The organism is Rhizobium sp. PAMB 3174 (assembly GCF_052908375.1).
Genome location: NZ_CM128608.1, coordinates 3,367,127 through 3,392,755 on the forward strand (window position 1 = coordinate 3,367,127; position 25,629 = coordinate 3,392,755).

Annotated in this window: 18 protein-coding genes; 12 read left to right on the plus strand and 6 right to left on the minus strand. The window is 64.2% G+C overall.

Annotation, left to right across the window (positions count from 1 at the left end; genetic code table 11):
* Positions 1-135 precede the first annotated feature (135 nt).
* From ACU5AY_RS16255 to ACU5AY_RS16265, 3 genes are read left to right on the plus strand one after another with little or no spacing between them, the layout of a single operon-like run.
* Positions 136-1,863, plus strand: a complete 1,728-nt coding sequence (locus tag ACU5AY_RS16255) for an ABC transporter ATP-binding protein (protein WP_446825968.1) — start codon at positions 136-138, stop codon at positions 1,861-1,863.
* 26 nt (positions 1,864-1,889) lie between these two features.
* On the plus strand, positions 1,890-2,720 hold the full coding sequence (dapB, locus tag ACU5AY_RS16260) for a 4-hydroxy-tetrahydrodipicolinate reductase (protein WP_446826979.1): 831 nt from the start codon (positions 1,890-1,892) through the stop codon (positions 2,718-2,720).
* 21 nt (positions 2,721-2,741) lie between these two features.
* The gene (locus ACU5AY_RS16265) at positions 2,742-3,377 is read left to right on the plus strand and encodes a 2,3-bisphosphoglycerate-dependent phosphoglycerate mutase (RefSeq protein WP_261931615.1); all 636 of its coding nucleotides are present in this window, start codon (positions 2,742-2,744) and stop codon (positions 3,375-3,377) included.
* A gap of 69 nt (positions 3,378-3,446) precedes the next feature.
* Here the strand turns inward: ACU5AY_RS16265 and ACU5AY_RS16270 are convergent, their stop codons facing one another.
* Positions 3,447-4,535, minus strand: a complete 1,089-nt coding sequence (locus tag ACU5AY_RS16270) for a citrate synthase/methylcitrate synthase (protein ID WP_446826980.1) — start codon at positions 4,533-4,535, stop codon at positions 3,447-3,449.
* Positions 4,536-4,612: 77 nt separating this feature from the next.
* Here ACU5AY_RS16270 and ACU5AY_RS16275 point away from each other — a divergent pair, with 77 nt between their 5' ends.
* Positions 4,613-5,833, plus strand: coding sequence for a citrate/2-methylcitrate synthase (locus ACU5AY_RS16275; RefSeq protein ID WP_446826981.1), 1,221 nt, complete (start codon positions 4,613-4,615; stop codon positions 5,831-5,833).
* A 14-nt stretch (positions 5,834-5,847) separates the two neighbouring features.
* Here the strand turns inward: ACU5AY_RS16275 and polA are convergent, their stop codons facing one another.
* A complete protein-coding gene (gene polA / locus ACU5AY_RS16280; RefSeq protein WP_446826982.1) occupies positions 5,848-8,805 on the minus strand; it encodes a DNA polymerase I in 2,958 nt (985 codons plus the stop codon).
* Between the two features lie 621 nt (positions 8,806-9,426).
* Here polA and ACU5AY_RS16285 point away from each other — a divergent pair.
* Positions 9,427-9,843, plus strand: coding sequence for a MarR family winged helix-turn-helix transcriptional regulator (locus tag ACU5AY_RS16285; protein ID WP_446829040.1), 417 nt, complete (start codon positions 9,427-9,429; stop codon positions 9,841-9,843).
* Positions 9,844-9,943: 100 nt separating this feature from the next.
* The gene (locus ACU5AY_RS16290) at positions 9,944-11,329 is read left to right on the plus strand and encodes a dipeptidase (protein ID WP_446826983.1); all 1,386 of its coding nucleotides are present in this window, start codon (positions 9,944-9,946) and stop codon (positions 11,327-11,329) included.
* Between the two features lie 64 nt (positions 11,330-11,393).
* Here ACU5AY_RS16290 and ACU5AY_RS16295 read toward each other — a convergent pair whose 3' ends face one another.
* On the minus strand, positions 11,394-13,934 hold the full coding sequence (locus ACU5AY_RS16295; RefSeq protein WP_446826984.1) for a methyl-accepting chemotaxis protein: 2,541 nt from the start codon (positions 13,932-13,934) through the stop codon (positions 11,394-11,396).
* Positions 13,935-14,372: 438 nt separating this feature from the next.
* On the opposite strand from ACU5AY_RS16295, the gene ACU5AY_RS16300 reads away from it, so the two are divergent.
* The 3 genes from ACU5AY_RS16300 (at position 14,373) to dnaJ (ending at position 20,025) form a co-directional block, all read left to right on the plus strand.
* The gene (locus ACU5AY_RS16300; RefSeq protein WP_446826985.1) at positions 14,373-16,601 is read left to right on the plus strand and encodes a transglycosylase domain-containing protein; all 2,229 of its coding nucleotides are present in this window, start codon (positions 14,373-14,375) and stop codon (positions 16,599-16,601) included.
* A gap of 274 nt (positions 16,602-16,875) precedes the next feature.
* A complete protein-coding gene (gene dnaK / locus ACU5AY_RS16305; protein ID WP_446826986.1) occupies positions 16,876-18,786 on the plus strand; it encodes a molecular chaperone DnaK in 1,911 nt (636 codons plus the stop codon).
* Positions 18,787-18,879: 93 nt separating this feature from the next.
* A complete protein-coding gene (gene dnaJ, locus ACU5AY_RS16310; protein ID WP_446825725.1) occupies positions 18,880-20,025 on the plus strand; it encodes a molecular chaperone DnaJ in 1,146 nt (381 codons plus the stop codon).
* A gap of 93 nt (positions 20,026-20,118) precedes the next feature.
* Here dnaJ and ACU5AY_RS16315 read toward each other — a convergent pair whose 3' ends face one another.
* Positions 20,119-21,339 carry an aminopeptidase P family protein gene (locus ACU5AY_RS16315; RefSeq protein WP_446826987.1) on the minus strand — a complete coding sequence of 407 codons (1,221 nt, stop codon included), beginning with the start codon at positions 21,337-21,339 and terminating at the stop codon, positions 20,119-20,121.
* A 164-nt stretch (positions 21,340-21,503) separates the two neighbouring features.
* Entirely contained in the window at positions 21,504-21,710 is a 207-nt protein-coding gene (locus ACU5AY_RS16320) for a SlyX family protein (protein ID WP_446826988.1), read from the minus strand.
* A 102-nt stretch (positions 21,711-21,812) separates the two neighbouring features.
* Between ACU5AY_RS16320 and recF the strand changes: the two genes are divergently transcribed.
* The 3 genes from recF to ACU5AY_RS16335 all read left to right on the plus strand — a co-directional run bounded on the left by recF (position 21,813) and on the right by ACU5AY_RS16335 (position 24,441).
* Positions 21,813-22,937, plus strand: coding sequence for a DNA replication/repair protein RecF (recF, locus tag ACU5AY_RS16325; RefSeq protein ID WP_446826989.1), 1,125 nt, complete (start codon positions 21,813-21,815; stop codon positions 22,935-22,937).
* Between the two features lie 258 nt (positions 22,938-23,195).
* The gene (locus tag ACU5AY_RS16330; RefSeq protein ID WP_446826990.1) at positions 23,196-23,972 is read left to right on the plus strand and encodes a molybdopterin-synthase adenylyltransferase MoeB; all 777 of its coding nucleotides are present in this window, start codon (positions 23,196-23,198) and stop codon (positions 23,970-23,972) included.
* Entirely contained in the window at positions 23,965-24,441 is a 477-nt protein-coding gene (locus ACU5AY_RS16335; protein WP_446826991.1) for a GNAT family N-acetyltransferase, read from the plus strand. The genes ACU5AY_RS16330 and ACU5AY_RS16335 overlap by 8 nt, the downstream gene beginning before the upstream one ends.
* Positions 24,442-24,457: 16 nt before the next feature.
* Here ACU5AY_RS16335 and ACU5AY_RS16340 read toward each other — a convergent pair whose 3' ends face one another.
* Positions 24,458-25,462 (minus strand): 2-hydroxyacid dehydrogenase, encoded by a 1,005-nt coding sequence (locus tag ACU5AY_RS16340; RefSeq protein ID WP_446826992.1) that lies wholly within the window; start codon positions 25,460-25,462, stop codon positions 24,458-24,460.
* Between the last annotated feature and the right edge of the window lie 167 nt (positions 25,463-25,629).

Sequence of the window (25,629 nt, forward strand, 5' to 3'; positions counted from 1 at the left end):
AGCGCTTCTTTATACAGCCGCTTGATCCGGCGCCGGCGGCGCCGGCCATGTTTTCGACAAGACAGGTCACACCTTTTGAGTAAGAAGAAACAGGCCATCGACACGCAAGGCATCTGGGTCATCCTGAAAAGGGTGATGCGGGAAAATGCCAAGGACCATGTCAAGGGCTACGCATTTGCCATCGGCTGCCTCATCACCATCTCCGCCTCCACTGCGTTTACCGCCTGGATCATGAAGACCGTCGTGGACGAGGCCTTCGCCAAGCAGCGCGCCGACATCATCTGGGTGGTCTGCCTGTCGCTGTTCAGCGCCTTCGTTTTGCGCGGCTTCGCGACCTATGGCCAGGCCGTCGCCCTTTCGAAGATCAGCAACAACATCGTCGCCCGCTACCAGCGACGGGTCTTCGCGCATCTGATGACGCTTTCGAGCAGCTTTTATGCCGAAGCCCGCTCCGCGCGCATCGCCGCCCAGCTGAACGGCAACATCGGCGGCATCGCCGGGATCCTCAACCTGACCGTGACCACGGCGGCGCGCGACCTCCTGAGCCTGATCGGCCTGATCGGCGTGATGATCGTCCAGGATCCGGTGCTGTCGTTCTTTGTCCTGATATTCGCCCCGATCCTGCTGTTCGGCATCCGCTACCTGTCGAAGCGCCTCAGAACCGCGTCACGGGAATCGACCCTCGTCGGCGCCCAGGTGTTCGGAGCCATGCAGGAAACGATCGCCGGCATCTCGATCGTCAAGGCCTTCACCATGGAGCCTCAACTCCAGAGCAAGATCGACAAGCTGATCGACTGGTCGGAAAACCGCGCCAACCGGATCGCCCGCCTGAGCGAGCGCACCGCGCCGCTGACCGACACGTTCGCCGGCGTGGCGATTGCCTCGGTACTCGCCTATTCCGCCTATCGCTCGATCTACTTCCATGTCCTGCCCGGCGCATTCTTCTCCTTCGTCACCGCACTCCTGATGGCCTATGATCCGGCGCGGCGCCTGGCGCGCGTGCAGCTCAGCTTCGAGCGGGCCGCGGTCAATGCCAGCATGCTCTATGAAGTGCTCGACATGGAGCCGCCGCAGCGTGACAAGGACGGCGCGAAGGCACTCGTGGTCGACAAGGCCACCGTCGAATTCCGCAACGTCTGCTTCAGCTACAGCGACGGCGGCCGCATGATCCTCGACAATGTCAGCTTCACCGCCGAGGGCGGCAAGACGACCGCGCTCGTCGGGCCGTCCGGCGCCGGCAAGTCGACGGTCATCAATCTCGTTCCGCGCTTTTTCGACCCGGTGTCGGGCGAGGTGCTGATCGACGGGCAGAACATCGCCGACATCACCAAGGTGTCGCTGCGCCACAGCCTCGCCTATGTCTCGCAGCAGCCGTATCTGTTCGAAGGTTCGATCCGCGACAACATCCGTTACGGCCGGCCCGACGCGACCGACGCGGAGGTCGAGGAGGCGGCGCGTCACGCCTATGCCCACGACTTCATCATGCAGCAGGAGAACGGCTACGACACGCCGCTCGGCGAAAACGGAGTCACGCTGTCGGGTGGCCAGCGCCAGCGCCTGTCGATTGCCCGCGCCATCGTCCGCAATGCGCCGATCCTGCTTCTCGACGAGGCGACTTCCGCTCTCGACACGGAATCGGAGGCCGCGGTACAGAAGGCGCTTGATGTCGCCATGAGCGGGCGTACCGTGATCGTCATCGCGCATCGCCTGTCGACCATCGCCGACGCCGACAAGATCGTCGTGATGAACGACGGCCGGGTCATCGAGGAAGGCACGCACGACACGCTGGCGCGGCAGGACAACGGCCTTTATGCACGACTGAACAGCCTGCAGCTGGACGCGCTCGGCCTTCACGCCGACTGACAGGGACCAAGGGACGAGGAACGGGAATGAGCGGATCCGATATGAAGCTGGTGGTGGTCGGCGCGGCCGGGCGGATGGGGCAGACGCTGATCCGTCTCGTCCACACCACGCCGGGCGTCGTCCTGCACGCCACCGTCGAGCGCGAGGGTTCGCCGTTTATCGGCAAGGATGCAGGCGAGCTCGCCGGCCTCGGCCCGATCGGCGTGACCGTCACCGACGATCCGCTGAAGGCCTTCCTCGAGGCGGAAGGCGTCCTTGACTTTACCTCGCCCGCCTCGAGCGTTAAGTTTTCGGGGCTCGCAGCGCAGGCCCGCATCGTGCATGTCATCGGCACGACGGGATGCTCTACCGACGACGAGGCGAAATTCGAAGCCGCGGCGCGCCACGCCCGTATCATCCGCTCCGGCAATATGAGCCTCGGCGTCAATCTGCTCAGCGTCCTGACCGAACAGGCCGCGCGCGCGCTCGGCCCGGACGCCTGGGACATCGAAATCCTGGAAATGCACCACAAGCACAAGGTCGACGCGCCGTCCGGCACCGCCATGCTGCTGGGCAACGCCGCCGCCAAGGGGCGCGGCATCGATCTCGCCTCGCATTCCGTGCGCGTGCGCGACGGTCATACCGGCGCACGCCAGGCCGGCACGATCGGCTTTGCCACGCTGCGCGGCGGCTCGGTGATCGGCGATCATTCGGTCGTCATTGCCGGTGAAGGCGAGGTCATCACGCTGTCCCACAGCGCCGGCGACCGCACGATTTTCGCCCGCGGCGCGCTTACCGCCGCCCTCTGGGCCCGCGGCGAGAAGCCCGGCCTCTATTCCATGCTCGACGTGCTCGGGCTGTCGAAATCCAATTCTTGACCATCAACTGAGGACAAACGGATGAGCGGAACACTTGTGCTGGTGCGCCACGGCCAGAGCGAATGGAACCTGAAGAACCTGTTTACCGGCTGGAAGGACCCGGACCTGACCGAGCTCGGCGTCCAGGAGGCCAATGCCGGCGGCAAGGCGCTTGCCGACTACGGCATCAAGTTCGACATCGCCTTCACCTCGGCGCTGTCGCGCGCCCAGCGGACCTGCCAGATCGTCCTCGACAATGTCGGCCAGTCAGGTCTCGAGACGATCCGCGACGAAGCGCTCAACGAGCGCGACTACGGTGATCTCGCCGGCCTCAACAAGGACGATGCCCGCGAGAAATGGGGTGAGGAGCAGGTTCACATCTGGCGCCGCTCCTACGACGTTCCGCCGCCCGGCGGCGAAAGCCTGAAGGACACCGGCGCCCGCGTCTGGCCCTACTACATGATGGAAATCCTGCCGCGCGTCCTGCGTGGCGAGAAGGTGCTGGTCGCCGCCCACGGCAATTCGCTGCGCTCGCTGGTCATGGTGCTCGACCGGATGAGCCGCGAGGAGATCCTCAAGCTCAACCTCGCGACTGGCGTGCCGATGGTCTACAAGCTCAACGCAGATTCGACCGTCGCCTCCAAGGACGTGCTCGGCGACATGTCCGGCGCCCACTGAGCGGCAGACCGAAACCAACCAAAGGCCGGGCCATCTGCCCGGCCTTTTCTTCTAGCCTCCGCTCGACGCCTATCGCGGCATCTCGCCGATATAGACCGAGGCCGGGCGCAGCAGGCGGCCCTTGCGCTGCTGTTCCATGGCGTGGCCGATCCAGCCGGCCGTGCGCGCGGCGGCGAAGACGGGCGTGAAGGCCTGGCGCGGAATCTGCAGCGCATCAAGCAGGATGGCTGTGTAGAATTCGACATTGGTGTCGAGCTTGCGGTCCGGCTTGTGGATCGCAAGCGCCTTGCGGGCATAGACTTCCACCCTGGCCGCCAGGCCCAGATCGCGGCCGGCCGTGTCCAGCCGTTCCACCGCCGCCTTCAGGACGTCGGCGCGCGGATCGCGGACCCGGTAGATGCGGTGGCCGAAACCCATCAGCCGTTCGCCGCGCGACAGCGCATCGTCGATCCAGCTTTCGATCCGGTCCACCGAGCCGATGTCGTCCAGCATGTTCAGCACGGGTTCCGGCGCGCCGCCGTGCAGCGGGCCGCTCAGCGCGCAATAGGCGGCGGTCACGGCCATGAACAGGTCGGCGCCGGTGGAGGCGACCACCCGGCCGGCGAAGGTGGAGGCATTCATGCCGTGGTCGGAGACGGTGATCAGATAGGCGTTCAACGCCGCCGTCTCGCTGTCCGTTGCCGCCTCGCCCCGAAGCATGCGCAGGAAGTCGGCGGCCTGTCCGAGCCCGGGGTCGGGCCGGACGAGATCGAGCCCGTTGGCACGCCGAACCAGACCGGCGGCGATCACCGGCATCGCCCCGAGAAGGGCGACCTCCGGACGTGTTTCGCCGTGCTGCCGGATGGCGGCGACAGCGGCGCGGAAACCGTCAACGATCGGCATGCCGTCCGTCACCGCGAAGATTGCCGGCATGCGGGCATGGGCGTCGAGGCGGGCGCGGCCAAGGTCGCGCGCCAGGTCCGCCGCGTCATGCGGCGTCCCGCTTGCCAGCGACCATAGCCTTGCCGTCACCGCTTCGAAGCTCTGGCTGAAGGCGAGATCGGCCACGCGCGCGCCGGCGATCACCAGTTCGCCTTTCTCGCCATCGACATGCGACAACAGCGTTTCTGCGGCAACGACACCTTCGAGCCCGACCACGGGCATGGATTGGATGGTCATGGATCATGCTCCTTTCATGTTTGACGAGAAGCATGTCGCTCTTTTCATATTGATCAATCTTGATTAGCATGATCAATATGAAAAACACATCCGATCCGCTCTATCTCAGTGCCCGCGAAGCCGCCGCCGAACTCTCCGTCTCGCCGGCAACGCTCTATGCCTATGTCAGCCGCGGCCTTGTCCGCTCCGAGGCCACCGCCGAGTCGCGTGCCAAGCGCTACCGGGCCGATGATGTGCGCGCCCTGAAGAACCGGCGCGCGCCGGCCGGCACTCCCAAGTCCAGCGATGCCGACAGGGTTGCGGTCCTCGATTCCGCTATCTCGACGCTGACCGCCCACGGCCCGCTTTATCGCGGCGTGCTGGCGGTGCGGCTTGCGGATCATGCGACGCTGGAAGAGACGGCAACGCTTTTATGGGATGTCGACGAGGCCGATCCGTTCTCAGTCGAGAACCTGCCCTCCGCGTCCGAAACGCTGGACGCGGTCCGCCAGTCGACCCTGCCCTTCTCGCCGCTTGCGCGGACAATGGCCATCATGTCGGTCGCCGGCGAGGAAGACCCGCGGGCGTTCAACCGCTCGATAACGGGCAGGACGCAGACCGGCGCACGGGTCATGCGGCTCGCCGCGGCCGCCATTCTCGGGGCACAACCGTCGAGCACGCCGATCCATCGGCAGCTGGCAGAGGCCTGGGCGCCCGACAACCGGGTGGCGGAAGACCTGATCCGCCGGGCGCTGGTGTTGCTCGCCGAACATGAGCTCAACGCGTCCGCCTACACCGTGCGCTGCGCGGTCTCTACCGGGCTCAATCTCTATGACGCCACCGTCGCGGGTCTTGCGGCGGTCAAGGGGCCGCGCCACGGCGGCGCCGGGCCGCTTGCCGCGCGGCTGATCGATACGCTTGCCAATGGCGATCTCGCCAACGGCATTCGGGAGCGGGTGGCGCTTGGCGAACGCTTTGCGGGCTTTGGCCATGCCGTCTACCCCGGCGGCGATCCGCGGGCCGACCATCTGCTCGCAGCGCTCAAGAAGGCAGGCGCGGATCCGCGCTTTGCCGTCGATGCGCCGCGCCTGATCCGCGAGGCAACCGGGCTTCATCCGACGATCGATTATGCGATTGCGGCCATGACCCGCATGCTTGGCCTGCCGGTCGGACATGAACTGGCGATCTTCGCGCTCGCCCGCACCGCCGGCTGGATCGCCCATGCCATCGAGCAACAGGACGCCGACGTGCTCATACGCCCGCGGGCGCGCTACACTGGCCCTGCTCCGGCGCGGATGCAGCCGACCGAAGCGATCTAGCGGTCAAGCGAATATCAGTGCGCCTCGTCCCAGTTGGTCGCGGCGCGGGCATCCACCTTCAGTGGCACCTTCATCGAAAGTGCCGGCATGGTGGCGTTTTCCATGGTGGAAACGACCACCGGGATCGTCTTTTCGACCTCGGCGTCCTCAACCTCGAAGATCAGTTCGTCGTGGACCTGCAGCAGCATGCGGGCCGAAAGCTTCGCGTTCTCCAGCACCGGCTCCATCTGGATCATGGCGCGGCGGATGATATCGGCCGCAGAACCCTGGATCGGCGCATTGATGGCCGCGCGCTCGTTGAAGGCGCGCACCTGCGGGTTCGACGACTTGATTTCCGGATAATGGATCCGACGGCCGAAGATGGTCTCCACATAGCCCTGCTCGCGGGCCGCCGCCTTGGTGCTTTCCATGTAGTCCTTGATGCCCGGAAAGCGCTCGAAATACTTCTTGATGTAGTCGCCCGCCTCCGAACGCTCGATGCCGAGCTGGTTGGCAAGGCCGAAGGCGGAAATGCCGTAGATGATGCCGAAGTTGATCGCCTTGGCGCGGCGACGCACCTCCGACGGCATGCCTTCGACCGGCACGCCGAACATTTCGGATGCCGTCATCGCGTGAATGTCGATGCCGTCGGCGAAGGCCTGCTTCAATTGCGGGATTTCGGCGACATGGGCGAGCACGCGCAGTTCGATTTGGCTGTAGTCGGCCGACAAGAGCTTGTGGCCGGGCGTCGAGACGAACGCCGTGCGGATCTTGCGGCCCTCGGCGGTGCGGACCGGGATGTTCTGCAGGTTCGGATCGGAGGACGACAGACGGCCGGTGGTCGTGGCCGCCAGCGAATAGGACGTGTGCACGCGCTTCGTCTGCGGGTGGATGAAGCCCGGCAGCGCATCGGTATAGGTCGACTTCAGCTTCGTCAGCTGGCGCCAGTCGACGATCTTGCGCGGCAGTTCATGGCCCGTCGCCGCGAGGTCTTCCAGAACCTGCGCCGAGGTCGACCATTGCCCGGTCTTGGTCTTCGAGCCGCCGGGCAAGCCCATCTTGCCGAACAGGATGTCGCCCAGCTGCTTGGGCGAGCCGATGTTGAAGGTTTCGCCGGCGAGCTTGAAGATCTCGTCCTCCAGCGCCGCCGCCCCTTGCGCAAAATCGCCCGAGAGGCGCGAGAGGATCTGCCGGTCGACGGAAATGCCGCGCTCTTCCATACGGGCGAGCACCGGCAACAGCGGCCGTTCCAGCCGCTCGTAGACGCGCGTCAGCCGGTCAGCCGCCAGGCGCGGCTTCAACACCATCCAGAGCCGCAGCGTGACGTCGGCGTCTTCGGCCGCGTAGGCCGTCGCCTTGTCGATCGCCACCATGTCGAAGGTGACGGAGGATTTGCCGGAGCCGGCGACTTCCTTGTAGGGGATCGGCGTGTGGCCAAGCCAGCGCTCCGACAGTGCATCCATGCCATGCGAATTCGCGCCGGCATCGAGCACATAGGAGAGCAGCATCGTGTCATCGAAACTCTTCGTCTCGATGCCGTAGCGCTTCATCAGCAGGTAGTCGTATTTGAGGTTCTGCGCGACCTTGAGGACGGTTTCGTCCTCCAAAAGATCCTTCAGCCGTGCCAGTGCATCCTTCATCGGGATCTGGTTTTCGACGAGGCCGCCGCCCAGAAGATCGCCGGTGCCGCTCTGATGGGCGAGCGGCACATAGGCCGCGCGGATCGACAGGCCGGACGGGTCCTTCTTGTTGTCGGCAAGCGCCAGCGAAAAGCCGACGAGATCGGCCTGCATCGCGTCAAGCGACGTCGTCTCGGTGTCGAAGGCGACGATGCCGGTTTCGCGCGCCGCCGCAATCCACTCATCGAGCGTCTTCAGGTCGCGGATCGTCACATAGGCCGACGGGTCGATCTTGGCGCCGGCAAAGGCCTCGGCCCGCGCCTTGGCGAGATCGGCAGGCGTCGGGTCGCCGCTGCCGGCATCCGAGCTTGCGGCGGACGTGTTGGCGGCAGCTGGCTTTGCGTCACCTTCGCCGACATCCGGTCCATGCGCCTCGTCGGCGGTCTCGACCTCGATGCCGGCGGCGTCGACCGCGGAAGCGTCGGTGCCGGTCGCCTCGGCGACGCGGCGGGTGAGCGTGGTGAATTCCATCGCCTTGAGGAAAGCGATCAGCTTCGGACCGTCCTGCGGCTCGAGGATCAGACCGTCGAGGTCGACCTCCATCGGCGCATCGGTCCTGAGCGTCACCAGCTGGCGCGAGATGCGCACCAGCTCGGTGTTGGCGATGATGTTCTCGCGGCGCTTGACCTGCTTGATCTCTTCCGCGCGCGAAAGCAGCGTATCGAGGTCGCCGAACTCTTCCAGCAGCTGGGCGGCCGTCTTCGGGCCGATGCCGGGAACGCCGGGAACGTTGTCTGTCGAATCGCCGGTCAGCGACTGCAGGTCGATCATCTTTTCCGGCGGCACGCCCCATTTCTCGATCACTTCCGGTATCGAGATCTGCTTGTCCTTCATGCTGTCGTACATGTGGACATTGGCGGTGACGAGCTGCATCAGATCCTTGTCGGACGAGACGATGGTGACGTCGGCGCCGGCCTTTTCGGCATGCCGGGCATAGGTGGCGATAATGTCGTCGGCCTCGAAGCCTTCGGTCTCGATGCAGGGCAGGTTGAAGGCGCGGGTGGCTTCGCGGATCAGGCCGAACTGCGGCACCAGCTCTTCCGGCGGCGCCGAGCGGTTGGCCTTGTATTCCGGATAGATTTCCTTGCGGAAGGTCTTCGAGGAATAGTCGAAGATGACCGCGAAATGGGTCGGTGTGACGCCCACCGAGGTGTCGCGCGCATCCGTCAGGAGCTTCCACAGCATGTTGCAGAAGCCGGAGACGGCGCCGACCGGAAGACCGTCGGATTTGCGGGTCAGCGGCGGCAGCGCGTGAAAGGCGCGGAAGATGAATCCGGAGCCGTCGACGAGGAAAAGATGATCACCTGTTTTCATGGGGAGCATGGATAGCGCGCGTCGAACCAAAGGTCCATCGGGGTTTTGGCGGCACGCGACCGCAAAAATGGATAGCAGACATTGAAATGCCATATTTGCAGGACGATATAATTACTAAGCGGCCCTTACCAAAGCCGCTTGACCGGAGATGATTCCCCCTCATCCCGGCCTCTGCGGACAGTCGATCAGGCCCCCTCTGATGATCCTGTAACCGCATTTATAAAACCGCCACGGCCCGTCCCCCGCCGTGGCGGTTTTCTTTTGCCCGAAGACGGGGGAAAAGCGGTGAAACCGCCTCACCGAAAGCTCACCATTTCGTTACCAATTTGTAATGATCCCGCGGCCTTGTTTCCCTTGAAAAGACACATTCGGAAGTACATTTCTTAGTCATCGGCGCAACGAAAACGCCGCAGTCTGATGCAAGGCCTGTCCCCCGCCTTATCAGACTTCGGACAAAGGCCTTACCCCCCTCTCCGGGCCTTTGTCCCCCCATCCCAGGCCGCCATGGTTTCCCCTCCGACCATGGCGGCCTTTCTTTTTTCATCTTCCTTTTCGTCGATCCGGCGCCACCTTGCCCAAGTGCTGAAACAAGCCTATTCAGAAGGCATGCCAAGCGATCAACTGGATTCGGCCGCCTATCTCGCAGGCCAGCTCGCCAAGGGATTTACCAGGTCCCTGCAGCTGCGCGCCGCCGCACTCGGGTTTTCTCCGGGCCATCTGCCGATCCTGATCGAATTGTGGGCCGAAGACGGCCTGACCCAGCGCCAGCTTCTCGAACGCATAGACATCGAGCAGCCGACCATGGCCAACACGTTGTCGCGTATGGAGAAGGCGGCGCTCATCGAGCGGCGCGCCCATCCGACCGACCGCCGAGCCCAGCTCATTTTCCTCACCGATAAGGCGAAGGCCATGGAGGCCGATGCGCGGCGGGCGGCGGAAGAAGCCGAGGAGGCGCTGTTTGCCGGCTTTCGCCAGTTCGAAAAAGAGCTGATGCTGGAATATATGCGCCGGGCGCTGGGCAATGCCCGCACTCTCTGACCTGGCCTACAGCTGCGGCAAATTCCATCTCGAAAGCCGCTCGCCTTTGTCCTAAGTTGCCCCCCGACTCCATACCTTTGCCCACCACAAGGATTTGCAGATGACCGAACTATCGTCCGTTCTCGATTGCGCCGACAAGAATTTTCCCTCCAGCCTGGAAACGCTATTCGAGCTTTGCCGGATCAAGTCGATCTCGACCGATCCGGCCTACAAGGCCGAATGCCGTTCGGCTGCCGAATGGCTGGCGAAATACCTGACCGGCATCGGCTTCGAGGCATCGGTGCGCGACACGCCCGGCCATCCGATGGTCGTCGGCCATCATGCCGGTGCCAGCGCCGATGCGCCGCATGTCCTCTTCTACGGCCATTACGACGTGCAGCCGGTCGATCCGATCGAACTCTGGGACAATGATCCCTTCGACCCGGCGGTGCGCGAGGTGGAAGGACACAAGGCCATCACCGGCCGCGGCACGTCCGACGACAAGGGCCAGCTGATGACCTTCGTCGAAGCCTGCCGGGCCTACAAGGAAATCCACGGCGCGCTGCCGGTGAAGGTGACCATCCTGTTCGAGGGCGAGGAAGAATCCGGTTCACCGTCGCTGAAACCCTTCCTCGACGCCAATGCCGAGGAACTGAAGGCCGATTTCGCGCTCGTCTGCGATACCGGCATGTGGGACCGCGATACGCCGGCGATCTGCGCCGGGCTGCGCGGCCTCGTCGGCGAGGAAATCACCATCACCGCCGCCGACCGCGACCTGCATTCCGGCATGTTCGGAGGTGCCGCGGCTAATCCGCTCCATATCATGTCCAGCATTCTCGCCGGCCTGCACGACGAGACGGGCCGCGTGACGCTCGACGGCTTCTACGAGGGCGTCGAGGAGACGCCCACGCAGATCAAGGCGATGTGGGACAAGCTCGGCCAGACGGACGAGGCCTTCCTCGGCCAGGTCGGCCTGTCGGTTCCCGCCGGCGAAAAGGGTCGCTCGGCGCTCGAACTGACCTGGGCGCGGCCGACGGCGGAAGTCAACGGCATGTGGGGCGGCTATACCGGCGACGGCTTCAAGACCGTGATTGCCGCCAAGGCCTCCGCCAAGGTGTCGTTCCGCCTGGTCGGCAAGCAGGATCCGAAAGCGATCCGCGAGAGCTTCCGCGCCTATGTGCGCTCCAAGCTGCCGGCCGACTGCAAGGTCGACTTCCATCCGCATGGCGGTTCGCCGGCGATCCAGCTGTCCTACGATTCGCCGCTCCTGAACCGGGCGAAATCGGCGCTCTCCGACGAATGGCCGAAGCCGGCCGTCGTCATCGGCATGGGCGGCTCGATCCCGATCGTCGGCGACTTCCAGAAGACGCTCGGCATGGATTCGCTGCTGGTCGGCTTCGGGCTGAACGACGACCGCATCCATTCGCCGAACGAGAAATACGACCTCAATTCCTTCCACCGGGGCATCCGCTCCTGGGTGCGCATCCTCGACGCGCTGGTCAAGTGACACGCAAAAGGCCCGCCGGTAAAACGGCGGGCCTTCTAGATTTCAGGATTGGCGGCGGGCCCGATCAGGCGGCGGCGTAACGTTCGCCGGACATAGACGCGCCATCGTCGGCAAGGCGGAAGCGAGACACGAGCTCGTTGAGCTCCACGGCTTCCAGCGCCAGCGCGTGGCTCGCGGTGTTCGTCTCCTGCACCATCGCCGCGTTCTGCTGGGTCATCTGGTCCATCGAGTTGACGGCGGAATTGACCTCCTGCAGGCCGGTCGCCTGTTCCTGGCTGGCCTTGGCCATGGTCGAGATGTTGATGCCGATTTCCCCGATCCGGGCGTTGATGCGGGAGATCACCTCGCCGGTCTCGCCGACCAGCTTGACGCCGTCCCTCACCTCTTCGTCGGAGCGGCGGATCAGCTCCTTGATCTCCTTGGCGGAGCTGGCCGAACGCTGGGCAAGTTCACGAACCTCGTGGGCAACGACCGCGAAGCCCTTGCCGGCCTCGCCTGCCCGCGCCGCCTCGACGCCCGCGTTCAGCGCCAGAAGATTGGTCTGGAAGGCGATGTCGTCGATGACGCTGATGATCTGGCCGATCTGCTGCGAGGCCTGTTCGATGCGGCCCATGGCCCTGACGGCTTCCGAGACCACCTGGCCGGACTTCGACGCCTCGCTCAGAATGTCGCGGGTGACGCGATCGGTTTCGGCCGCACGTTCGGACGTCATCTTGACCGTGCCGGTCATCTGGTCGACGGCGGCGGCCGTTTCCTCCAGCGACGAGGCCTGCTGTTCCGTGCGACGCGCCAGGTCGTTGGCGCTGCCGTTCAGCTGGCCGCTCTTCGCCTGGATGGAAAGCGCATTGTCACGGATGCTGGCGAGCGTATCGCGCATATGGGCGACGGACTCGTTGAAATTGACGCGCAATTCATCGAGCTCGCCGGCAAACGGCGTGTCGATGGTGCAAACGAGGTCGCCATGGGCGAGAGCCCTGAGGCTTGAGGCCAGCGCGTCGATGGTCACGCGCAGTTCCTGGGCCGAACGTTCCCTCTCACGGTCGGCGGACTGGCGTTCGGCCTCGGCCCGCAGCCGGTTCTGCTCGGCTTCCCGCTCCGCCTTGATCTTGTCTTCGGCATTGGTCTTGAAGACGCCGAGCGCCCGGGCCATCTCGCCGATTTCGTCACCGCGCTCCAGGCCGGCGACCGCGGTCTGCAGCTTGCCGGAGGCGACGTCCCGCATGGCATTGGTGAGGCGGAGGATCGGCCCCTTGAGGGCGGCGACGAGCAGGAGCGTCGCGACGATGGCAAACGCCACCGCCGAGAAGGCCGCAACGACGGTGATCGTGCGGGCCTGCTCCTGAACCTCGGTCGCCTCACTGCGCTGGCTGCCGGCGAAGGCGACGATGTTCTTCCAGGCTTCGTCGATATCGAGCGAGGCCTGCTTGAAGGAGGTCGTGCGGGTATTGGCGACCTCGACGAGCTTGGCTGCCTGGGCGTTGATCGCATCGATCGGCGCGACCGCCTTCTGGGCCGTATCGAAGACCGACTGCAGGCCGCCCATGATCATCGGGAAGGCCTGGATGACGGATTTGAGCTTCTGCGAGCCGTTCACCAGGTTTTTCAGGCTCTCGGCATCCGCGCGGCCGAGGAAGTCGGCGGCAAGGATCTGCGTGTTGTTGACCTGGATCAGCACGTTCGTCGTATAGGCGACGATCGCCTGCGAATCCGACAGCTGCTCGTCCAGTTCGCCGAACCGCTTGATGGCGTCGCGGGCCGCCGTGGCGCCGAGCGCGCGCAGCTTGATGCCCATCGGGCGAAGTGCCGTGGCGTGCTTCTGGATGGTGATCAGCGATGCATCGACATTCATGTTCTTCTCGGCGGTGTCGAGGATACCCTGAAGGTTTTCGCGGATCGTATCGGCGACGACGGCGCTCGCCTTGGGCACAGCGCTGCCGATATCTTTCGCCAGAGCGCGGATGTCGGAATAGTTCTGCTTGACGATATCGAAGGCCTCCTGCGGCGTTCCGGCCGCGGAGAGGTCGCCGGAGAGGCGGGTGACGAAGGTGGCGCCCTGGCTCAGGACCTCGGAGCCGCGCAACATGTCCTTCGCCTCGTTGTCAGCCTTGCGGGCCTCCTTGCTGACCTTCGAGGATGTGGCGAAGAGCTCGTCCTTGACGGCGGCCAGCTCGGCCAGATGCTTGTCCATCTCGCCGCGGGTCGCCAGTTCGCTCTTGTTCAGCTCCCACAGGTCGTTGACACGGGCAATCAGGTTGCGGGCGATATCCTCGCCCTTCTGCAGTTCGGCGACGTGGCTATTGTCCTGCACGTGGTCGAGAATGGTCTGCATCGCGGTTACCTGCTCCTGCAGGTGCTCAACGACCGCAGCACGGCGCTCTTCGGTAGCCGAGCCGAGGAATTCGTTCATCTCGGCATAGGCCTTCTTGAAGCCGCCGAGCGAATCGATGCTCGCCGCGGTGCCGTCCAGCCGCTGGCCGAGCATGGAACCGGTGACCAGACTGATAAAGGCCAGGCCGGCAATACCGGCAACAATCGGGATGATGAAAACAACGACCTTGGTCTGAATTGAGAGCCGGGAGAAAGCCCGGTCAAAAAAGCTGAACATTTCGAAATGCCTCTACTTGCGCGGTATTCGGGGCCTGCAGATCAAAATTTGGTCGACATCTGACACCCCCGGCGGAGGAGGCGTCTATCTGCAGTTGATAATCGGGCGAGTCTGATTAAAATTGGTTTAAATAAGGCAATCCGGTTTGGATTTGCCTTTTCGCGCGTTGTCCGAAACTGTTGGTTTCCATATCTGCTTCGGTTTTTTGCGCATGTCCGCCCGATAAATTTCGGGTTGGCGACCGGCATCAATGAATTGCGAACCGGGGAAACTAGTTAACTTCCCCTTAAATCGCCGCATTTAGAGTTCAGGGCGACCATATTACCAATGGAGTTTTCATCCGGGCATCCAGACTCGCCCGATCATCATGTTTCATGAAGTGTTCCGGCGTGTCCGCGAAACTTGAATTCTCCCCCAAGCAAGGCTAACCCGTCGGCAATGGCTGGAAACAAGAAATACCGCGACCGGATTGAACCTACCTTCGATAGCCAGGGCTCCCGTGAAAAGCCGAATTCGGGCCGCCGCCCGTCCAAGGGCAAGAAGAAGACCAAGGCCCGTCGCGGCGGATTGATCGGTTTTTTCCGCTTCGTCGCCTACTGGTGCATCGTGCTCGGCATCTGGGGCACCGTCGCGGTCGCGGGCGTGGTGGTCTACTACGGCTCGAAGATGCCGGCTGCCAGCAGCTGGGCCATTCCGGACCGCCCGCCGAACGTCAAGATCATGGCGGTCGACGGCAGCGTGCTCGCCAATCGCGGGCCGACCGGCGGCGAAGCGCTGACGCTCGACGAGATGTCTCCCTATATCCCGATGGCCGTCATCTCGATCGAGGACCGCCGCTTCTACTCGCATTTCGGCATCGACCCGATCGGCCTGGCGCGCGCGATGGTCACCAACGTCCTGACCGGCCACATGGTCCAGGGCGGCTCGACGCTGACACAGCAGCTTGCGAAGAACCTCTTCCTGTCGCCGGAGCGGACGCTGGAGCGCAAGGTGCAGGAAGTCCTGCTTTCCCTGTGGCTGGAGCATAAATTCAGCAAGGACCAGATCCTTGCGATGTATTTGAACCGCGTCTATTTCGGCGCCAATTCCTACGGCGTCGAAGCGGCGTCGCGGCGCTACTTCAACAAATCCGCGCGCGACGTGAACCTCGCGGAGGCGGCCACGCTTGCCGGCCTCCTGAAGGCTCCGTCGCGGCTTTCGCCGTCGACCAATCCGGACGGGGCCAAGGCCCGCGCCCAGGTGGTGCTGGGCGCCATGAAGGACGCCGGCTACATCACCGACAGCGAAATCAAGACGGCCATGAACCAGGAGCCGGCCCAGGCCAAGCATTTCTGGTCCGGCGCGTCGCATTACGCCGCCGACATGGTCATGGACGAGCTGAAGACGCTGGTCGGCGACGTCAACCAGGATCTGGTGGTCGACACCACCATCGACCCGACGCTGGAAAAGGCGGCTGGCGACGCCATCGCCACGGCGATCGACAAAAACGGCAAGAAGCTCGACGTCGAACAGGGTGCGCTCGTCTCGATCGACGGCACCGGCGCGATCCGGGCGCTGGTCGGCGGCAAGGACTATTCGGAAAGCCAGTACAACCGCGCCTGGAAGGCCAAGCGCCAGCCGGGCTCGGCCTTCAAGCCCTTCGTCTATGCGACGGCGCTCGAACAGGGCGACAGCCCGGATTCGATGCGCAACGACGCGCCGGTGAAGATCGGCAACTGGACGCCGGAAAACTACGAGAAGAAGTATGAGGGGCCGGTCACGCTTTCATACGCATTGGCGCATTCGATCAACACGGTCGCAGCCCAGCTGGCGCAGGAAGTCGGCCCGAACAACATCATCAAGCTCGCCCACCGGATGGGGATCGAATCCGAGCTGGAACCAAACGCCTCGATCGCGCTCGGCACGTCCGAAGTTTCGCTGGTCGAGCTGACCGGCGCCTATGCCGCCTTCATGAACGGCGGCTACAAGGCGACGCCGCACATCATCCGGCGGGTGTCCACCACAGACGGCAAGGTGCTCTACGAGAACACCTACGACAAGCCGCCGCGCGTGCTGGAGCCGCAGACCGTCGTCAACATGAACACGATGATGATGGGCGTCGTGAACAAGGGCACCGGGACCGCCGCCAGGCTTTCCGGCTGGCAGGTCGCCGGCAAGACCGGCACCACCCAGTCCTACAGGGACGCCCTGTTCGTCGGCTTCACCAGCAACCTGACGACCGGCGTGTGGTTCGGCAACGACGACGGCCATTCGATGAAGCGGGTGACCGGCGGCGGATTGCCGGCGCGGACCTGGCAGGAATTCATGGCCGCGGCTCATCAGGGCCTGTCGCCCGCGCCCCTTTATGGCGAGGGACAGACGGTCGACCAGCAGCCCCGCCAGCAGCAACAGCAGCAGGCGCCCGGCGACCAGCAGATGGTCCGCGAGGACGACGGCATCGACACGCTTTACGGCCTGATTTCGCGGGTACTGACCGGCGACCAGCGCAAGACCGCCTATCCGCCGGCGCCCGTCGGCGGCGGTGGCAATGACAACCGGCAGCCGGTCGAGGAGATGCCGCAGCAGGTCAATGGCGGACCCGTGCCGCCGGCCGATGTCGGCACCTACGAGCCGCCGCCGCGCGCGCCGCGCAAGACCAGCCTTCTCGGCATCATCATGGGAGAATGACCGCGTCCAGCCGCAAGCCCCGGGATGGCCCGGCGCAAGGCTGGTCCGCTAATGCGAATTGACGTGGATGAGCGATACGGAATTCGCGGCGGGAATCTTTTGATTTTCGTCTTTCGGCCCCCGCCTTCCGCCTTGCAGAGCGCAAAACTGCTACTTATATACGCCGCATAACCGCAGCCTGGATGCTGCGCAATCCCAAAGACCATCCAGTCGAGGGGCTGTCAGCGGAACGCCTGAGCCGGGTTCCGACGGCCTGCTTAAAGGAGAGAATGACATGGCAAAAGTAATTGGTATCGACCTTGGAACCACCAACTCCTGCGTCTCCATCATGGACGGCAAGGACGCGAAGGTGATCGAAAATGCCGAAGGCGCGCGCACGACGCCGTCGATGGTAGCCTTCACGGAAGACGGCGAACGTCTCGTCGGCCAGCCGGCCAAGCGCCAGGCTGTGACCAACCCGACGAACACCCTGTTCGCGGTCAAGCGCCTGATCGGCCGCCGCTATGAAGACCCGACCGTCGAAAAGGACAAGGGCCTCGTTCCCTACCACATCGTCAAGGGCGACAATGGCGACGCCTGGGTCGAAGCCACCGGCAAGAACTATTCTCCCTCGCAGATCTCGGCGATGATCCTTCAGAAGATGAAGGAAACCGCGGAAGCCTATCTCGGCGAGAAGGTTGAAAAAGCCGTCATCACCGTTCCGGCCTACTTCAACGACGCCCAGCGCCAGGCCACCAAGGACGCCGGCAAGATCGCCGGTCTGGAAGTCCTGCGCATCATCAACGAGCCGACCGCTGCCGCGCTCGCCTACGGTCTCGACAAGAAGGACGGCAAGACGATCGCCGTCTACGACCTTGGCGGCGGCACCTTCGATATCTCCGTCCTGGAAATCGGCGACGGCGTCTTCGAAGTGAAGTCGACCAACGGCGACACCTTCCTCGGCGGTGAAGACTTCGACATGCGTCTCGTCGAATATCTGGCAGCCGAGTTCAAGAAGGACAACGGCATCGACCTGAAGGGCGACAAGCTGGCCCTGCAGCGTCTGAAGGAAGCCGCCGAAAAGGCAAAGATCGAGCTGTCGTCCTCGCAGCAGACCGAAATCAACCTGCCGTTCATCACGGCGGATGCCTCCGGTCCGAAGCACCTGACGATGAAGCTGACCCGCGCCAAGTTCGAAAGCCTGGTCGACGACCTCGTGCAGCGCACCGTTGCGCCGTGCAAGGCCGCCCTCAAGGACGCCGGCGTCACCGCAGCCGACATCGATGAAGTGGTTCTCGTCGGCGGCATGAGCCGCATGCCGAAGGTCCAGGAAGTCGTCAAGCAGCTGTTCGGCAAGGAGCCGCACAAGGGTGTGAACCCGGATGAAGTCGTCGCCATGGGCGCGGCCATTCAGGGCGGCGTCCTGCAGGGCGACGTCAAGGACGTTCTGCTTCTCGACGTGACCCCGCTGTCGCTCGGCATCGAAACGCTCGGTGGCGTGTTCACCCGCCTGATCGAACGCAACACGACGATCCCGACCAAGAAGTCGCAGACGTTCTCGACCGCCGAAGACAACCAGTCGGCCGTGACGATCCGCGTCTCGCAGGGCGAGCGTGAAATGGCGGCCGACAACAAGCTGCTCGGCCAGTTCGACCTCGTCGGCATTCCGCCGGCTCCGCGCGGCGTGCCGCAGATCGAAGTGACCTTCGACATCGACGCCAACGGCATCGTCCAGGTTTCGGCCAAGGACAAGGGCACCGGCAAGGAACACCAGATCCGCATCCAGGCATCTGGCGGCCTTTCCGACGCCGAGATCGACAAGATGGTCAAGGACGCCGAAGCCAATGCCGAGGCCGACAAGAAGCGTCGTGACTCCGTCGAAGCCAAGAACCAGGCCGAAAGCCTCGTTCATTCGACCGAAAAGTCCCTGAAGGACTACGGCGACAAGGTTTCGGCCGAGGACAAGAAGGCCATCGAGGACGCCATTGCCGCGCTGAAGACGGCCATCGAGGCTTCCGAGCCCGACGCCGAGGACATCAAGGCGAAGACCCAGACCCTCATGGAAGTTTCCATGAAGCTCGGTCAGGCGATCTATGAGTCCCAGCAGGCTGAAGGCGGCGCTTCCGAAGAGGGCGCAGCCGGCGGCAACGACGACGTCGTCGACGCCGACTATGAGGAAATCAAGGACGACAAGAAGTCGGCCTAATTCGATGACGGGCGCCGACAAGGCGTCCGCCACGTCCTGAAATTCCGGCCGCGTCCTGCGGCCGGACATTTACTTTCCAGGGTTGGTTTCTCCATGGCAAAAGCGGACTACTACGAAACATTGGGGGTCGGCAAAACCGCTGACGAGAAGGAGCTGAAAAGCGCCTTCCGCAAGGCGGCGATGAAGTATCATCCCGACAAGAACCCCGACGACAAGGAAGCCGAACACAAGTTCAAGGAACTCAACGAAGCCTACGAAGTGCTCAAGGACCCGCAGAAGCGGGCCGCCTATGACCGCTTCGGCCACGCCGCCTTCGAACATGGCGGCATGGGTGGCGGCGGTGGCGCCGGTGGACCTTTCGGCGCCGGCGGCATGGGTGCCGGTGGCTTCTCCGATATCTTCGAAGACATTTTCGGCGAGATGATGGGCGGTGGCCGCGGCCGGCGTTCGACCGGCGGACGCGAACGCGGCGCCGACCTTCGCTACAATATGGAAATTTCGCTTGAGGAAGCCTATGCCGGCAAGACGGCGCAGATCCGGGTTCCGACCTCGATCACCTGCGACGTGTGCTCCGGTTCCGGCGCCAAGCCCGGCACCAAGCCGCAGACCTGCGCCACCTGCCAGGGCTCCGGCCGCGTGCGCGCGGCGCAAGGCTTCTTCTCGATCGAACGCACCTGTCCGACCTGCCAGGGTCGCGGCCAGACGATTTCCGATCCCTGTACCAAGTGCCATGGTCATGGCCGGGTCCAGGAAGAACGGTCGCTGTCGGTCAACATCCCGGCCGGCATCGAGGACGGCACGCGCATCCGCCTGCAGGGCGAAGGCGAAGCCGGCGTACGGGGCGGTCCGGCGGGCGATCTCTATATCTTCCTGTCGGTCAGGCCGCACCAGTTCTTCCAGCGCGACGGCGCCGATCTCTACTGCACGGTGCCGATCTCGATGACGACGGCAGCGCTTGGCGGCACGTTCGACGTCGGCACGCTGGACGCGACGAAGTCGCGGGTGACGGTTCCGGAAGGCACACAGGCCGGCAAGCAGTTCCGCCTCAAGGGCAAGGGCATGCCGGTGCTGCGTTCCGCACAGAAGGGTGATCTCTACATCCAGGTGCAGATCGAAACACCGCAGAAGCTCACCAAGCGCCAGCGTGAGCTGTTGCAGGAATTCGAGCAGCTCTCCTCGAAGGAGAACAATCCGGAGACCTCCGGCTTCTTCGCCCGGATGAAGGAATTCTTCGAGTAAGGCGTCTTCGTCTTATGATGGAATACAAAGAGCCGGGCGGCATCGCCCGGCTCTTCTTGTTTCTGCGGAGACCTGTTGGGCCCAGGTTCGGCCCTAGCAGGCAATCACGTTCTTCTCCGGCCCGTAGGGGAAGCCGGTGATGTTTTCGGCGCCGGTCTCGCCGACCACCAGAATGTCGTGCTCGCGGTAGCCACCCGCCCCCGGCGTGCCGTTCGGCACCCAGAGCATCGGCTCGATCGAGACGACCATGCCGGGTTCCAGCACCGTCTCGATATCCTCGCGGAACTCCAGCCCGGCCTCGCGGCCGTAATAATGGCTCAGGATGCCGAAGGAATGGCCGTAGCCGAAGGAGCGGTACTGCAAGAGGCCCTCGTCGGCAAAGAAGCGGTTGATCTCGGCGCAGACAGCGGCGCAGCTGATGCCAGGCCTGATCAGCGACAGGCCGAGTTCATGGGCGGCGACGTTGGCTTCCCACAGCTTCAATGACGCCGCATCCGGCTCGCCGAGGAACAGGGTGCGCTCCAGCGCAGTATAGTAGCCGGAGATCATCGGGAAGGCATTGAGGCTGAGGATTTCGCCCGGCGCGAGCCGGCGCGTGGTGACGGGGTTGTGGGCGCCATCGGTGTTGGGCCCGGACTGGAACCACACCCAGCTGTCGCGCAGCTCGCCGTTCGGATGGGCTCGGGCGATTTCGAGTTCCATCGCATCGCGGCCGGCCATTGCCACGTCAATCTCGCGCGTTCCTTCACGGATCGCCGCACGGATCGCCTCGCCGCCGACATCGGCGATGCGCGCGCCCTCGCGGATGAGCGCGATTTCCTCTGCCGACTTGATCATGCGCGAGGCCATGGTCGCCTGCGCGATGTCGACGAGTTCGACGGTGCCGACGATGCGCTCCAGCGTGGCGCGGGCGGCGAGCGTCATGTGGTCGCCTTCGATGCCGAGCCGGCCGCTCGTGCCGATAAGGCCGGCGACGGCGCGCCAGTAATTGTCGCGCTGCCAGTCGGTGTAGATGATGTTGTCGCCGACCGACCGGCGCCAGGGCTGGCCGCCGTCGATATTGGCGGACACCACCGTCAGCCCCTCGGCGGTGACGACGCAGCCATAGGGCCTGCCGAAGCTGCAATAGAGGAAGCCGGAATAATAGGCGATGTTGTGCATGGAGGTCAGCAGAACGGCCGGCAGGTCGCGTTCCGCCATGATCGCCCGCAGGCCGGCAAGCCGGCGCGCATATTCGGCTTGAGAGAAGGGCAGCGGCACCTTCTCGCCATTGTGGCAGACAAATGTTTCGGGACGCTTGGTGACATCAAGCATGGGTTCATCCTCGTCCAAAAGCCGGGCAGGATGGATAACGCCCGGCGTTCCATCCGGGCGTACAGGACAAGCAATCATCATGGCGATGATCGTGATCCGCGAAAGTGCAGCGACGCCATCGCCGCGCGGTCACGATGAAGAGAATAGCCGAAGATTTGCCGGCGTCAATAATGCGGCGGCTTGGTGATCGGCGGCGCGTCGATGGATTGTTCCTCAAGGCTGAGGAAGCGCTCGGTCAGCCGGTCGAGCTTGGCGCGCACCTGCTCGACGACCTTCCATTGCTCGGCGATCTGGTCCGAAAGCTCCTCGATCACCTTCGCCTGGTGGGCGACGGTTTCCTCGAGCGTGATGATGCGGTCTTCGTCGGACATGGCCTCGTCTCCTGATGTCGGCCTTCATACTGACGCATTGCGGCGACCACAAGATGTCATCCCGCCTTGCACTCGACGGCCGATTCATCGTAGCTGGCTTCGATGCCGGAAAAGATTGCCATCACCCGCCTGAAGCTCACCGACTTCCGCAACTATGCCGAAGCGTCGGTCGCGTTCGACGGGCGGCACGTGGTGCTGACCGGCGAGAACGGCGCCGGCAAGACGAACCTGATGGAAGCCGTTTCCTTCCTCTCCCCCGGCCGCGGCCTGCGCCGCGCCGCCTATGGCGACCTTCCGCGCGCCCACGGCTCCGGCGGCTTCACCATCTTCGCCGATGTCGAGGGGATGGAGGGCGAGGTCAAGGTCGGCACCGGCATGACCGGCGGCGAGGACATTGCCTCGCGGCAACTGCGCATCAACGGCACGCAGGCAAAATCCATGGACGAGCTGCTCGACCATGTGCGCCTCCTGTGGCTGACGCCGGCGATGGACGGGCTGTTCACCGGGGCTGCCGGCGATCGCCGCCGCTTCCTCGACCGGCTGGTGCTCTCCATCGACCCCGCCCATGGGCGGCGGGCGAGCGACTTCGAGCGCGCCATGCGCAGCCGCAACAAACTTCTCGCCGACGGCCGGCTGGACCCGACCTGGCTTTCGGGCATCGAGCAGCAGATGGCGAGCCTCGGCATCGCCATGATGCTCGCCCGGCATGAAATGCTCGGCCTGCTGGCAAAGCTGATCGAGGAGACGGCGGGCGGCTCGCCGTTTCCCTCCGCGACCCTGATGCTCTCCGGCTTCTTCGACGGCGAATATCATCGGCCGGCGATCGATCTCGAGGACGACTATGCCGACATGCTGGCGAAGGGCCGGTACCGCGACCAAGCCGCCGGCCGCACGCTCGAAGGCCCGCACCGCGCCGACCTTCTGGTCCGCCACCGCGAGAAGGACATGGAGGCGGAGCGTTGCTCGACCGGCGAACAGAAGGCGCTGCTGGTCGGGCTGATCCTCGCGCATGCGCGGCTTGCCGCCAACATGACCGGCTTTGCGCCGATCCTGCTTCTGGACGAGATCGCCGCCCATCTGGACGAGGGCCGGCGCGCCGCGCTCTTCGACCTCATCGACAATCTCGGCGGCCAGGCCTTCATGACCGGCACCGACCGGGCAATGTTTTCCGCCCTTGCCGACCGCGCGCAGTTTTTTACGGTTGCCAACGGCGCCGTTTCGGAATGAAGACCGAGGTGAAGAATGCCCCCTCTGGCCTGCCGGCCATCTCCCCCACAAGGGGGGAGAAGACTCGTGGCAGGCCTGGCACCTAAGAACTGCAGCATCCTTATTGATGAAGACAGCTGACGCGGGGTTAGCCCCTCCCCCTCGTGGGGAGGGGTTGGGGAGGGGGCTCTATGCCGGTGCAAATGAACGCAATTCACTCTGCCGGTCTTTGATACTATATGGTGTTGGAATGCAGATCCCCAAAAGGATGCCCGGCCCATGACCGACCCCCTTACCCCCGACGAAATCACCCGCTATGGACGGCATATCCTGCTGCCGGAAATCGGCGGGCCGGGTCAGCAGAAGCTGAAGAACGCGCGGGTGCTGGTAATTGGCGCCGGCGGGCTCGGCGCGCCGGTTCTGCAGTATCTCGCCGCCGCCGGTGTCGGCACGATCGGGATCGCCGACGACGACCGCGTGTCGCTCTCCAACCTGCAGCGGCAGGTCATCCATTCGACCGACATGCTCGGCGAGATGAAGACGCAGAGTGCCAGCGACGCGATCGCCCGCCTCAACCCGCATGTGAGGGTGATCCGCTTCGAGGAGCGCTTCAGCTTCGACAATGCCGACCGGCAGATCTCCGGCTTCAACATTCTCGTCGACGGCTCGGACAATTTCGATACCCGCTATCTCGCCGCCGATAGGGCGGAACAGGCGAAAGTGCCGCTGGTCAGCGGTGCGGTCGGCCGCTTCGACGGGTCGTTGACGGTGCTGAAGCCTTACGAGCGCGACGCCGACGGCGAGTTGCTTCCCTCCTACCGCGATCTCTTTCCCGCCCCTCCACCGCCGGGCATGGTGCCGTCCTGCGCCGAGGCCGGCGTCGTCGGCGCGCTGACGGGCGTCATCGGCACGCTGATGGCAATGGAGGTCATCAAGCTCGTGACCGGGGCTGGCGAGCCGCTGGTCGGCCGGCTGCTGCTCTACGATTCACTCACCTCCCGCTTCGACACGATCAAGTATCGCCGCGCCAAGACAGACGCCCGCAAGCATGCCTGAACTCTACCGGCTCGACGACAGCTTTTCCCGCTGGGACACACTGCTGGCGCTCGTCATGGCGTCGTTTGCCTACATGGATCAGCGGATCGACCCGCCCTCCTCCGCCCACAGGCTGACGCCGGAGGCACTGGCTGAGAAGGCCCGCGACGAAATCGGCTATGTCATTGCCGACGGCGACACGCTGCTGGCCTGCGCCTTCTTCCGGCCGGAGCCGCCGGACTTTCTCTATCTCGGCAAGCTGGCGGTCTCGCCTGCCGCGCAGGGCAAGGGTCTCGGCAAGCTGTTGCTGGCGGCCGCCATGGACACCGCGCGCCAACTCAGCCTGCCGAAGCTGAGGCTGGAGACGCGGATCGAGCTTGTCGAAAACCACGCGACATTCGCCGCCTGGGGGTTCGTGAAGACGGCCGAGAACCGTCATGCCGGCTTCGACCGCACCACGTCGATCGAGATGCAGCGGCCAGTGGCCTGATCTTTCGGGAACGCCCTTAGCTGCGTCCGGGCAGGACGCGGTTCGGCGGCCGGTGGCCGTCGAAATAGGTGCGAATGTTGATGATCACCTTGTCGCCCATGTCGATGCGGCCCTCGATCGTCGCCGAGCCCATGTGCGGCAGGAGGACGACCTTGCCGTCCCGGGCGAGCGACACGAGCTTCGGATTGGCGGCCGGCTCGTTTTCGAACACGTCAAGGCCGGCGCCGGCAATCTTGCCGGCCCTCAGGAGCTTGATCAGCGCCGCCTCGTCGATCACGTCGCCGCGCGCCGTGTTGACGATGTAGCTTTCCGGCCGCATCAGTTCGAGACGGCGGGCTGAGAGAAGATGATAGGTCGCAGGCGTCGACGGGCAATTGACCGAGACGATGTCGACGCGGGCGAGCATCTGGTCGAGGCTGTCCCAATAGGTGGCCTCCAGCTCCTCCTCCGTCGCCGGGCTCACCCGGTTGCGGTTGTGATAATGGATGGCCAGGCCGAATGCTTTTGCGCGACGGGCCACCGCCGTGCCGATACGGCCCATGCCGACGATGCCGATGCGCTTGCCCCAGATGCGGCGGCCGAGCATCCAGGTCGGTGACCAGCCCGCCCATTCGGCGCCCTCTTCGGTGAGGATCTGGGCGCCTTCCGGCAGGCGGCGCGAGACAGCGAGAATGAGCGCCATGGTCATGTCGGCGGTGTCTTCGCTCAAGACGTTCGGCGTGTTCGTCACCGTGATGCCCTTGCGGGCGGCGGCATCGACGTCGATGTGGTCGTAGCCATTCGAATAGCTGGCTATGAGCTTGAGTTGAGGCCCCGCCTGTTCAATGAGCGCCGCGTCGATTCGGTCGGTCACGGTCGGCACCAGCACGTCGGCGGTCTTCATCGCCGCAACCAGCTCGGGCTGCGAGCGTGGGCGATCATCGATGTTCAGCTCCGCGTCGAACAGTTCGCGCATGCGGGTTTCGACGGCGTCCGGGAGTTTCCTCGTGATGTAAACCTTCGGCTTCTTCTTGTTCATCATCGATGATGCTGCGCCTGTTCAGAGCTCGTTAACCAAGACGGGTGATACTTTGATCCGCTTCAATCGTTTCTACCAGACCCGTCAGCGAAGACCAACAGATGTCTGGCGCATTCGCGGGCAGGATGGAAGCAGCGTTAAGCAATCGACCACCCAGGCAACGACCATCG

Excerpts from the sequence above, each read along its gene's own strand:
- ACU5AY_RS16320 (WP_446826988.1), bottom strand. The coding sequence starts at position 21,710 with ATGTCCGACGAAGACCGCATCATCACGCTCGAGGAAACCGTCGCCCAC.
- ACU5AY_RS16315 (WP_446826987.1), bottom strand. The coding sequence starts at position 21,339 with ATGCTTGATGTCACCAAGCGTCCCGAAACATTTGTCTGCCACAATGGC.
- polA (WP_446826982.1), bottom strand. The coding sequence starts at position 8,805 with ATGAAAACAGGTGATCATCTTTTCCTCGTCGACGGCTCCGGATTCATC.
- dapB (WP_446826979.1), top strand. The coding sequence starts at position 1,890 with ATGAGCGGATCCGATATGAAGCTGGTGGTGGTCGGCGCGGCCGGGCGG.
- ACU5AY_RS16275 (WP_446826981.1), top strand. The coding sequence starts at position 4,613 with ATGAAAAACACATCCGATCCGCTCTATCTCAGTGCCCGCGAAGCCGCC.
- ACU5AY_RS16290 (WP_446826983.1), top strand. The coding sequence starts at position 9,944 with ATGACCGAACTATCGTCCGTTCTCGATTGCGCCGACAAGAATTTTCCC.
- recF (WP_446826989.1), top strand. The coding sequence starts at position 21,813 with ATGCCGGAAAAGATTGCCATCACCCGCCTGAAGCTCACCGACTTCCGC.
- ACU5AY_RS16330 (WP_446826990.1), top strand. The coding sequence starts at position 23,196 with ATGACCGACCCCCTTACCCCCGACGAAATCACCCGCTATGGACGGCAT.
- ACU5AY_RS16300 (WP_446826985.1), top strand. The coding sequence starts at position 14,373 with ATGGCTGGAAACAAGAAATACCGCGACCGGATTGAACCTACCTTCGAT.
- ACU5AY_RS16265 (WP_261931615.1), top strand. The coding sequence starts at position 2,742 with ATGAGCGGAACACTTGTGCTGGTGCGCCACGGCCAGAGCGAATGGAAC.
- ACU5AY_RS16270 (WP_446826980.1), bottom strand. The coding sequence starts at position 4,535 with ATGACCATCCAATCCATGCCCGTGGTCGGGCTCGAAGGTGTCGTTGCC.
- ACU5AY_RS16255 (WP_446825968.1), top strand. The coding sequence starts at position 136 with ATGCGGGAAAATGCCAAGGACCATGTCAAGGGCTACGCATTTGCCATC.
- dnaK (WP_446826986.1), top strand. The coding sequence starts at position 16,876 with ATGGCAAAAGTAATTGGTATCGACCTTGGAACCACCAACTCCTGCGTC.
- ACU5AY_RS16340 (WP_446826992.1), bottom strand. The coding sequence starts at position 25,462 with ATGATGAACAAGAAGAAGCCGAAGGTTTACATCACGAGGAAACTCCCG.
- dnaJ (WP_446825725.1), top strand. The coding sequence starts at position 18,880 with ATGGCAAAAGCGGACTACTACGAAACATTGGGGGTCGGCAAAACCGCT.
- ACU5AY_RS16335 (WP_446826991.1), top strand. The coding sequence starts at position 23,965 with ATGCCTGAACTCTACCGGCTCGACGACAGCTTTTCCCGCTGGGACACA.
- ACU5AY_RS16295 (WP_446826984.1), bottom strand. The coding sequence starts at position 13,934 with ATGTTCAGCTTTTTTGACCGGGCTTTCTCCCGGCTCTCAATTCAGACC.